The organism is Aeromonas sp. ASNIH2 (assembly GCF_002934795.1).
Taxonomy (GTDB): Bacteria; Pseudomonadota; Gammaproteobacteria; order Enterobacterales; family Aeromonadaceae; genus Aeromonas; species Aeromonas caviae.
Genome location: NZ_CP026406.1, coordinates 4791581 through 4801408 on the forward strand (window position 1 = coordinate 4791581; position 9828 = coordinate 4801408).

The following is a 9828-nucleotide window of genomic DNA, read 5'->3' on the forward strand; positions in this document are numbered from 1 at the left end:
TAACTGATATGCGCAATGTAGCGATTTCGAGCGCACTACGCAATGTGAAGGAGTGCCATTGGCATCTGACCAGACTGGCACGGCGCCGCAATATGACTCGCTCCGACGACATCGCGGCACAGCACCACGCCGCCAATGCACATGCCTGGCGCTCGCTCTGGCTGAATCTGAACACCAAAGGGGGCCGACATGCGTGATGACCTGTTTGAACTGGAGCAGCCGGTCGACGAGCTGGGTGGCGCCGAATCTGGCCCCGCCCATATGCAGCCGCCGGCACCCGTCAGCCCACTGACCAAGCACTGGGAAGCAGCGCAGGAGGAGTTCAACACCTCGGGCAGTGATGCCCGCCGAAACCGCAACATCGCCCGGGAGCTGCTGGCCCTGGGCGCCATCCGCGCCGTGTATTGGCTGGCGTTGGGTGGCGGTGAAGTCGCGCTGGCCACAGAGATCGCCGAGTGGTGGGCCGAGTGCGAGCCACTCCACGGATTGGGGGAGACCATCAGATGATCCACGACTTCTGGCTCGATGCCATGTTGAGCGACGCCGCGCGCCGCCGGGAATACCAACTCGAGTTACTGGATGCCCGTCGCCGTCCCTGCCGCCCCCACCGTTATATCAAAACCCTGCTGGGCATGGTGCGCGCGGCCCGCCGCTGCGAGCACCAATCTGCCGCCCGTCTGCGCCAGTCATACAACGGAGGCGCCATCTAATGACTCACCAAAAACCAGCCGGGCTTGCCCCGGCTTTGGGCGTCGTGCGCCCTGTAAACAGCCATATCGTGACGCTTGAGCCCTGCACCAAGTGCCGCCAGATGGCTGTTTGTCTGCCGGTAGCTGGCCGACACGGTCGCCGCTCTTACCCCTACTGCGTCGATACCTGCTGGCCGCTGGCCCGCGCCGCCAGTGAAACCGTGGTGAAGACCGTCCCGGCCAACGCCCGCCCCTCGATGCGCTGCAGTTGCTGCGGCGAGTTCGGCCATGTGCGCCCGGTCATCCTGGGCGGCAACCGGCTCACCAGCCTGTTTTTCTGCGAGTCCACCTGCTGGTCTGATCGGCTCGCCACCCTGGACATGGTACCGACCTGCAGCGACTGCGGCCGGTACCTGCAACCCAACGAGTATGTGAACGAAAAGTGCGGGGTGTGCAAATGAGAGAACAGAATTTCAGCCTCTTCAATGAAATCGTCGTGGACAACTTCGCCGGTGGCGGTGGGGCGTCTACCGGGATCGAGATGGCGCTGGGTCGCAGCCCGGAGATCGCCATCAACCACGACCCCGATGCGATCTCCATGCACACCGTCAACCACCCTGACACCGAGCACTATTGCGAATCGGTGTGGGATATCGTGCCGCGAGACGTCGTGGCTGGCCGCCCAGTCGGGCTCGTCTGGCTGTCACCTGATTGCAAGCATTTCTCCAAGGCCAAGGGCTCGACCCCGGTCAGCAAGAAGATCCGGGGCTTGGCGTGGGTCACTCTGCGCTGGGCCGCCACGGTACGCCCCCGGGTGATCATGCTTGAGAACGTCGAGGAGTTTCAAACCTGGGGCCCGCTGCTGATCGACTCGGAGGGCAACGCTCGCCCTGACCCTGCAAAAAAGGGCCGCACCTTCAACAGCTTCATCAACGCTCTGCGCCGCCAGGGCTACAAGGTGGAGTGGCGGGAGCTGCGTGCCTGCGACTACGGCACCCCCACCATCCGCAAGCGCCTGTTCCTGATCGCTCGCCGGGATGGCGCCCCCATCGTGTGGCCCAAACCGACCCATGGCGATCCCGCCAGTGCTGAGGTGAAAGCCGGGAAGTTGCTGCCGTGGCCTACTGCTGCGGACATCATCGACTGGTCGATCCCGTGCCCCTCCATATTCGAACGCAAGCGGCCACTGGCTGAAAATACCCTGCGCCGGATTGCTAAGGGGTTGGAGCGGTTCGTCATCAATGCGGCCGAGCCGTTCATCGTGAACACTCGGAATGGCGAACGTGAGGGGCAGCAACCCCGCGTCCGTGGGATAGACCAGCCACTTTGGACTGTTACAGCTCAGGGATCACAAGGGGCTATTTGCATCCCGAAACTTGCCCCTTTCATAACCGAGCACGCCAACGCCAGCCATCAGCGCAACATGCCGGCTGATGAGCCCCTGCGTACCATCTGCGCTCAGGTGAAAGGTGGTCACTTCGCTCTGGTGTCCGCTTTCCTTGCGAAGCATTACACCGGCGTCGTGGGTGCGGAGCTGACCCAGCCGCTGCCGACCGTGACCACGGTTGACCACAATTCGCTGGTAACCAGCCACCTGGTGAAACTGCGCGGCACCTGCCAGCACGGTCAGCCGGTCACTGAGCCCATGCCCACTGTCACCGCTGGCGGACTGCATATCGGCGAGGTTCGGGCTTTCCTGCTCAAGTATTACGGCACCAACATCGGCCATGCTGCTGACGAGCCGCTCCAGACTGTCACCACTAAGCACCGGTTCGGTCTGGTCACTGTGCGTGGTGAGGATTACCAGATCGTCGATATCGGGATGCGCATGCTGGAGCCCCATGAGCTGTTCGCAGCGCAGGGGTTCCCGGGCGACTACGTGATCGACCACGACGCCACCGGCAAGAAGTTCACCAAAACTGCGCAGGTGGCTCGCTGCGGCAATGCCGTGTGCCCACCACTGGCTGCCGCTCTGGTTCGCGCCAACCTGCCAGAGATGTGTGCCGATGCGCAGGAGGTGGCGGCATGAACGACGCCATCACCAACCTACACGGGATACAGTTGCCCCAGCACTACCTGGTCGGGCACCATGCCATCAACATGGCCGGGGCGGCCGAACAACTCGCCCGCATTGAGTGGCACGTTGCCAAGCCGCTGGCCGCGACCTTCCTGCGCCGCTACCCGGCCAACCCCAAGACCGCCAACATCTGGCTGCGCCGCATGGTCGACGCCTGCGCCGCCGCACAGAGCCGGTTTCCGGTACCGGTGATTGATCTTCGCAACGATGTGCGCCGCGAGTTGGTTGCCGCCGAGTGGGCCCGTCGCTGCCAGCAACTGCTGGCGGCGGCGGGCCATGAGCGCACCGCCACGGAGCTGCTGGCCGATATCGGGGCCCAGGCCAAGGCGTGGCACTTCTGCCCGCCCCTCCCCATTCACCCGCGCACCAAGGTGGAGCGCCTGCTGGGTCGCCCTCTGAGCCAGGCCGAGCGGGACGATCTGGCCGACGAGGTGGACAAGTTCGAAGGGGCCGCCGCCAGCTTGCTGGTGCGCCTGCTCGACGAGTCGTGGTGGCTGCGCAAGATCAACCGCGCCTGGGCTATCTACTGCGAGCTGATTGCCATCCTCACCGGCCAGGTGCGCAAGGGGGTCAGCCCCTACGCCAGTGCGCACGCCGTGCGTGAGTTCACCCAGCGTAAAGCAGCCCAGCAAGCCTGGATGGCTGGCATGAGCGCCGTCAACGAAGAGCTGGGGCAAGAGATTGACCTGGTCGATGCGGTGATGGGCTCGGTCGCCAACCCCGAGATCCGCCGTCATGAGCTGATGGTGCGCATGCGGGGCTTTGAAGACATGGCACAGGAGCAGGGCAAACTGGGCCTGTTCCTCACACTGACCGCCCCCTCCAGCTATCACGCCTGGCGCCAGGGCAACAAAGACAAGGCGAAGACCTACCAGAACGAGAAGTTCAACGGCGCCTGCCCGACCGAGACTAACCGCTTGCTGTGCAAGCAGTGGGCGCGCTTTCGGGCGGCACTGGCCCGCGAGGGGATCATGGCCTTCGGTTTTCGGGTTGTGGAACCGCACCACGATGGCACCCCGCACTGGCATTGCCTGCTGTTTATCAACCCCGAGCATCAACGCGACTTTCTGACCCTGCTTGCCTACCACTTCACCGCCACCGAACGGGCCGAGCTCAAGATGCCCAACGGCGACCAGCTCGATGCGCTGGCCGAGATGAAAATCCGCAACAAGATGCCGCGCATCAAGTGGCTGCTCGATGTGAGCAGCCCGGCGGTGGTCAAGGCCATCAACCCACGGGTGAATTGGAAGGAGATCGACCCAACCAAGGGCAGCGCCACCGGCTACATCGCCAAGTACATCGCCAAGAACATCGACGGCCACAAGGTCGGGATGGACTACGAGGCAGAGGCCCCGGTCGACCACACCACCATCGCGGTCGCGGCCTGGGCGAGCTGCTGGCGTATCCGCCAGTTTCAGCAGATAGGCGGCCCTGCTGTGAGCGTGTGGCGCGAGCTGCGCCGACTGGGTGACGAGGTGATCGAGTGGGATTGCATTCTGGAAGCCGCCCGCACCGCCGCCGACAACAACCGCTGGGGCGACTTTATCGACGCCATGGGCGGCATTGACCTTCCCCGCAAAGAACACCTGATCCGCCTCTCCAAGCGCCTCGATGAAGCCGCCAACAAGTATGGCGAGGATGTGCTGCGCCTGATGGGGGTGATCACCGACATCGGCATGACCACCGCCGTCACCCGCACCGAGGGCTGGCAGATAGTGCGCAAGGGGGTCAACGGGTCGGGTTTGGGCGAGCAGCGCGAGCATGCAGTGGGCGAGCAGCGCGAGCATGCAGTGGGCGAGCAGCGCGAGCATGCAGTGGGCGAGCGCAGCGAGTTGCCCTCAGGCGGCGGCAGCCGCCCCCCTCGGAGTTCTGTCAATAACTGTACGCAAGGATCCAAATCGGGGGTGAAAGGATCCGCTCTGGCTAAAGAGCTGGGCCGAATGGGTCTTGATGAAAGCAACGCCGCCCTGCTGCTGCACGGCAGCATCATCCACGCCGACGGCCAATATGTGCGACTGGTCGGCGATCGGCTGATTGTGACCCGCCACTGGCCGGGTGCTGGCGATGCCGTGGCCGACCAGCTGACCGCCGAGGTCGAGGCAGAGCAGGCCAGCAACCGGGCCGCCCGCAGCGACACGCTGAAACAGCAGGCCCGCGAGCTGATGCACTCCGGCGGCAACATCACCGAATGGCTGGCCGCCCTGCCGCTGGCGCAGGCCGAAGAGGCGATCGCCATCTTCACCCGCCTGCTGGATGACGAAGAGGACCGGGCCAGTTACCAGCCCACCGAACAGGAGCAGGCCCGCGTCGACTGGCTGAAAGCAGACAACAAGCGCCATCAGGCGGAGATTGCCAAGGCGCGGGCGCGCCTGGGCGTGGAATGAGGAAATTGCGATGAATGGAACTTTGAAGTTGCAAGAACAGGCGGTGGCCACCGCAGTGGAGACGGTAGGTAAGCCGGTGCTGGATGCCTGCTGTGGCAGTCGGATGATGTGGTTCGACAAACAGAATCCGCTCGCCATCTTTGCCGACAAGCGGCGCGAGACTTTGACTGTCACGGACAGAACGCACCGGGAGGACGGCACCCGCACCTTGCGCATCGAACCGGATTGCCTGATGGATTTTCGCAACATGCCGTTTGCTGATGGTGTATTCAAGCTGGTTGCCTTCGACCCGCCGCACCTTGAACGTGCTGGCCCCAAAAGCTGGCTGGCTGCCAAGTACGGCAAGCTGTCAGACGATTGGCGCTCAGACCTGTGCGCTGGCTTTGCCGAGTGCTTCCGGGTTCTGGAGCCAGAGGGCGTCCTGGTGTTCAAGTGGAACGAAACACAAGTAAAAGTCAGCGAGGTGCTGGCTTTGACTCCGCACAAGCCACTATTCGGTCAGGTATCTGGGCGCTCCGGCATGACCCATTGGCTGGTGTTCATGAAACCAGGGTTGCAAGAAGTGATTGGGGGCCAGGCATGAAAGACTTGATTCGCCGCCATTTCGAAGCATGGCTGGTACTGCTGGCCGCCAATATCCTGATCGGCCGGAACGTTCATCGCTGCAAGGTCGTGTCTCGCAAGGACAACAACGACATGTGGTACATGGCCGAAAAGCTGGAGCAGATAGCCAAGCGGATACGGAACAAGTACGAGGGGCCAAGCTCATGATTGACACCATCAAACGCGCCGACGTCGAGCGCCTGCTGCCGCTCTGTCAGCGGCTCTGGCCCATCCTCCAGCAACACCCGCCGGGATCGGCGGGTCGTGCCGCCATTACCCACGAACTCGACAGCCTGCCGGCAGCCGACCGCCATCTCTGCGATCTGCTGCTCGACCGCATAGAGCGGGTCATCCGGTTTAGGGATGCTTGGTTCCCCTTCTACCAGGGCGAGCTGGACACTATCACCCTACCCAAGAAGGCAAAGCGGGTGCTGCCTGTCGGCCCAGCCCCCAAGCAGGTATGGAAGGCCACCCGGGCGCGACAGGGGGCGTTTGCCAGAAGGGGAGCTGTATGAAGGAGGCGAAAGAGCGCAAACAGGCCCAGCGCATGCGCCAGGCAGCCATGGGCATCAAGCGGGTGGAGGTGGCGCTCTCTACCCGCGAGCGCGATCAGCTGGAAACCCTGCGCCGTGCCAGAGCCGGATCCGGTGAACCCTACAGCGCCGACGAGTACATCAGCACCCTGCTGCGCCGTGACTGGGAACGGTGGCAGCAGCAACAGGTGGAGCTTGCCAAGCAGACCTGCCTGCACTGCGGCCAAAAGCTCCCGGGCGGCTGCGTTGGCGCCTTCAAGGGCGAGGCGGCCTGATGGCAAACCCAAGGCGATAAAACCTTGGCGCTGTAAACTGATGTGAAATCTCAAAACGTGTCCGGTCACGAAGGCGTGACCGGACACGTTTCATCAATTACCATCGCGGCACAACAAGAGGGGAACATGATGAGCTTTAACCTGTGCAACCTGCCTCCAGCAGAGAAGGCGCTGATAGAGGTAGACAAGGCCGCAGCCTATGCGGTGTGGAAGGAACGCAATGGCAAGCTGGCCACCGCCGAGCTGGATAGCAGTGCCTTCAAGGATCATGAGCTGGATGCCTTCACCAAAGCGCTGGCCAAGTATCGCGCCAGACCCTAAGCCGAGCTATGCCTTCACCACCGGCAGCTCGCCGAGCGCGGTGGTATAGCGGGGGCTTAACTGCTCTCGCTTCATCATCCACTCCCGGGTGTCCCGACCGCGAGCCGCGAAGTAGACCTTCCCCAGCCGCCCCTGGTTGATCTTGTCGATGACCTGCATCAGCGCCTCGCTGCGCGGGGATTGTTGCTGTGCGGCGAACAGGTCGCCCTGCTGCATGCTGGCGGGGGTGAAGTCGGCCAGCATGACGCCCCCTTTCTGGTATCGCTGCTCGTCGCGCCAGATGCGGGGTAGCAGCTCCGGGATCAGAGCCAGCAGCGCCCGGGTGTCATGGGTGGGCATCGCCAGCTTGGTGCTCACCTGGTTGCCGTAATAGGGCTCCCGGTCGCTGAACGGGCTGGTGCGAATGAACAGGGTCACATGCCGGCAGCACATCCCCTCCCCCCGCAGCTTCTCGGCGGCCCGCTCCATGTAACCGGCCAGCGCCTGGTGCATGGGGCCTATCTGAGTGATGCGCTCGCCGAAAGAGCGCGAGCAGATGATCTGCTGCTTGGCCTGGGCCTCTTGCTCCAGCTCGGCGCATGGGATCCCCCGCAGCTCCTGCACCGTGCGCTCGACCACCACGCCATAGCGGCGCCGCAGCGCCTTGGGGTCGGCAGCGACCAGGTCGGCCACGGTCTTGATGCCCTGGGCCTCCAGCTTGGCGGTGAGCCGCCTGCCAATGCCCCATATCTCGTCCACCGGAGTGATCGCCATGAGCCGGGCGCGCCGCGCTTCATCCCGCAGATCCACTACACCGCCCGTGGCGGGCCACTTCTTGGCGGCGTAGTTGGCGAGCTTGGCGAGGGTCTTGGTGGGGCCGATGCCTACCCCTACGACCAGCCCGGTCCACTGCTGCACCCGCTCACGAACGTGGCGGCCATAGGCCACCAGGTCGCCCGCCCAGGACTCGCTCAGTTCGATAAAGGCCTCGTCGATGCTGTAGACCTCCACCGCCGGGGCCATCCCCTCCAGAATGGTCATCACCCGGTTCGACATATCACCATAGAGGGCGTAGTTGCTGGAGAACCAGACCCCGCCCATGGCCTCGAAAAATTGACGGATCTGGAAGTAAGGCACCCCCATCTTGACGCCGAGCGCCTTGGCCTCTGCCGAGCGGGCCACCACACAGCCATCGTTGTTGGAGAGCACCACGATGGGCCGCCCCTTCAAGTCGGGGCGAAACAGCCGCTCGCAACTGGCGTAGAAGTTGTTTACGTCGACCAGGGCAACGGCGCAGCGCTTGTTCATGGGTTATCCACCTGGTGCACGACAAAGGCCACTACCCCGAAGATTTCCAGCTCCTGCCCATCGTTGAAATGGATGGGGCGATAGGCCCGGTTGCCAGGGAGCAAGGCGACGGTGGGCTCAAGCTGCAGTTTCTTCACCGTGAACTCGCCATCCACCGCGGCGACCACCACGCTACCGTGGCGCGCCTTGCGGCTGCGATCGACGACCAACAGGTCGCCATCGCGGATCCCGTGGTCGACCATGCTGTCACCGGCTGCCCGCACAAAGTAGGTGGCCGCCGGGTGCGCCACGCACAGCTGATTGAGGTCGATGGTCTGCTCGGTGTAGTCCTGCGCCGGCGACGGAAAGCCGCAGGCCACCGGGGAGAGGAACAGGGGCAGCTCCAACAAGGGAGCATCGGGAGTGGGTTGAGCAAACATGCTGGCAATCTCGACTGACTGTATAAAAACACAGTATAGCAAGCAGCCCAGAGAGGATCACCGTTCGGCGTTTGGCTCCGGCTTCACCTCATCCTCCATCATTGTGAAAGGGATCAATCTGTAGGCCAAGTTCAAACGCTATGATTCATAGCTTATTTGTCACACGCAATAAACAGAAGGATGTATGGAAAATCGAGTAAAACTGCAGCCAGGTGAAACACTGAAACACGAAAGTTCTCGTACAAGAGGTTCAATGGGCCAAACCGATGTCTACACATACTCGGTTGTCAGTGCTGATGGTCAGGTTGTCGGCAAGGTTGTTCACACTGACGAAATCACTCTGAACGGCCTCAACAACAGACAGAGCATTCGCCAAACTGATCTCGCTGGAAACGTAGTGGTTGAAGAACATTGGAGTGAATGAAATGAGCGAAATACAACCACCATCATACCAATCACTATTGATACGAATGTTCTTTAACGATCAAGAGCTGTCGACTGGAACTGCTTTTGTTGTTGAAAATGAGGGGAATAGGTATCTAATCACAAACAGGCACAATGTCACGGGGAGAAACCAAGATACAGGGGCGCTTCTATCAAAGACAGGTGGGATACCAAACAAAATTGAAATATGGCATAACGTCAAGGCTGGTAAAAATGACCTCCTTCGTTGGGAAGCGAGAGAAGAACCTATTCTTGATCATGATGGAAACTCTTTGTGGTACGAGCACCCGGTTTTAGGCTCAAAAGCAGACTTCATCGCTTTGAAACTAAAAAACCTCGACAATGTAATTATAAATCCATATAGCTTGAACGGCATGGGGAATGCCACAGGCATTAAAGCAAACATCAGCTTGCGTCCTGGGCATCAAGTTAGTGTTGTTGGATTTCCTTTTGGTGTTCAGGCCGGCGGTTCCTTAGCTGTATGGGCTACCGGGTTTATCGCCTCTGAAATGGGCATTGATTATAATGAACTTCCAATGTTTTTAGTCGATTGCAGAACTAGACAAGGTCAAAGTGGTTCAGCTGTCATATTTAATGACGACAATGGAATCCCTGTAGGCGGTGGAAGAGTCAATATCGGAAAAACGTTCACAATTCTTCTAGGAATATACAGTGGAAGAATAAATGGTGAGTCAGACCTAGGGATGGTTTGGAAAGCAACAGCAATCAAAGAACTTATAGACTCTATTAAAATACCTTTATTACCATTCAAATATTAATCGCACTTAAATTAAAG

The 9828-nt window shown here is 61.0% G+C and carries 14 protein-coding genes; 12 read left to right on the plus strand and 2 right to left on the minus strand.

The genetic code is table 11. The features are described 5' to 3' along the window. Positions 1–189 precede the first annotated feature (189 nt). The 10 genes from C3F36_RS22800 (at position 190) to C3F36_RS22845 (ending at position 6882) form a co-directional block, all read left to right on the plus strand. A complete protein-coding gene (locus tag C3F36_RS22800) occupies positions 190–507 on the plus strand; it encodes a hypothetical protein (protein ID WP_104455964.1) in 318 nt (105 codons plus the stop codon). After that, complete coding sequence (locus C3F36_RS22805) at positions 504–710, plus strand: hypothetical protein (protein WP_048209128.1); 207 nt, start codon at positions 504–506, stop codon at positions 708–710. Before C3F36_RS22800 ends, C3F36_RS22805 begins: the two co-directional genes overlap by 4 nt. Continuing rightward, positions 710–1150 (plus strand): hypothetical protein, encoded by a 441-nt coding sequence (locus C3F36_RS22810; protein ID WP_233759687.1) that lies wholly within the window; start codon positions 710–712, stop codon positions 1148–1150. The genes C3F36_RS22805 and C3F36_RS22810 overlap by 1 nt, the downstream gene beginning before the upstream one ends. Continuing rightward, entirely contained in the window at positions 1147–2718 is a 1572-nt protein-coding gene (locus C3F36_RS22815) for a DNA cytosine methyltransferase (RefSeq protein WP_104455965.1), read from the plus strand. The genes C3F36_RS22810 and C3F36_RS22815 overlap by 4 nt, the downstream gene beginning before the upstream one ends. After that, entirely contained in the window at positions 2715–5150 is a 2436-nt protein-coding gene (locus C3F36_RS22820; RefSeq protein WP_104455966.1) for a replication endonuclease, read from the plus strand. The genes C3F36_RS22815 and C3F36_RS22820 overlap by 4 nt, the downstream gene beginning before the upstream one ends. A gap of 10 nt (positions 5151–5160) precedes the next feature. Then, on the plus strand, positions 5161–5733 hold the full coding sequence (locus tag C3F36_RS22825; RefSeq protein WP_233759688.1) for an SAM-dependent methyltransferase: 573 nt from the start codon (positions 5161–5163) through the stop codon (positions 5731–5733). After that, positions 5730–5921, plus strand: a complete 192-nt coding sequence (locus tag C3F36_RS22830) for a hypothetical protein (RefSeq protein ID WP_104455967.1) — start codon at positions 5730–5732, stop codon at positions 5919–5921. Before C3F36_RS22825 ends, C3F36_RS22830 begins: the two co-directional genes overlap by 4 nt. Then, positions 5918–6268 (plus strand): hypothetical protein, encoded by a 351-nt coding sequence (locus C3F36_RS22835; protein ID WP_104455968.1) that lies wholly within the window; start codon positions 5918–5920, stop codon positions 6266–6268. The genes C3F36_RS22830 and C3F36_RS22835 overlap by 4 nt, the downstream gene beginning before the upstream one ends. Further along, positions 6265–6561 (plus strand): hypothetical protein, encoded by a 297-nt coding sequence (locus C3F36_RS22840; protein ID WP_104455969.1) that lies wholly within the window; start codon positions 6265–6267, stop codon positions 6559–6561. Before C3F36_RS22835 ends, C3F36_RS22840 begins: the two co-directional genes overlap by 4 nt. Positions 6562–6687: 126 nt before the next feature. Beyond that, a complete protein-coding gene (locus tag C3F36_RS22845; protein WP_233759689.1) occupies positions 6688–6882 on the plus strand; it encodes a DUF3283 family protein in 195 nt (64 codons plus the stop codon). 6 nt (positions 6883–6888) lie between these two features. Here the strand turns inward: C3F36_RS22845 and umuC are convergent, their stop codons facing one another. Together umuC and umuD are read right to left on the minus strand one after the other, a co-directional pair. Beyond that, positions 6889–8169, minus strand: a complete 1281-nt coding sequence (umuC, locus tag C3F36_RS22850; protein WP_104455970.1) for a translesion error-prone DNA polymerase V subunit UmuC — start codon at positions 8167–8169, stop codon at positions 6889–6891. After that, the gene (gene umuD, locus C3F36_RS22855) at positions 8166–8588 is read right to left on the minus strand and encodes a translesion error-prone DNA polymerase V autoproteolytic subunit (RefSeq protein ID WP_104455971.1); all 423 of its coding nucleotides are present in this window, start codon (positions 8586–8588) and stop codon (positions 8166–8168) included. Before umuD ends, umuC begins: the two co-directional genes overlap by 4 nt. Before the next feature lie 184 nt (positions 8589–8772). On the opposite strand from umuD, the gene C3F36_RS23500 reads away from it, so the two are divergent. Next, positions 8773–9012 carry a hypothetical protein gene (locus tag C3F36_RS23500; RefSeq protein WP_158656184.1) on the plus strand — a complete coding sequence of 80 codons (240 nt, stop codon included), beginning with the start codon at positions 8773–8775 and terminating at the stop codon, positions 9010–9012. Between the two features lies 1 nt (position 9013). After that, entirely contained in the window at positions 9014–9811 is a 798-nt protein-coding gene (locus C3F36_RS22860) for a trypsin-like peptidase domain-containing protein (protein WP_104455972.1), read from the plus strand. Positions 9812–9828: the final 17 nt, after the last annotated feature.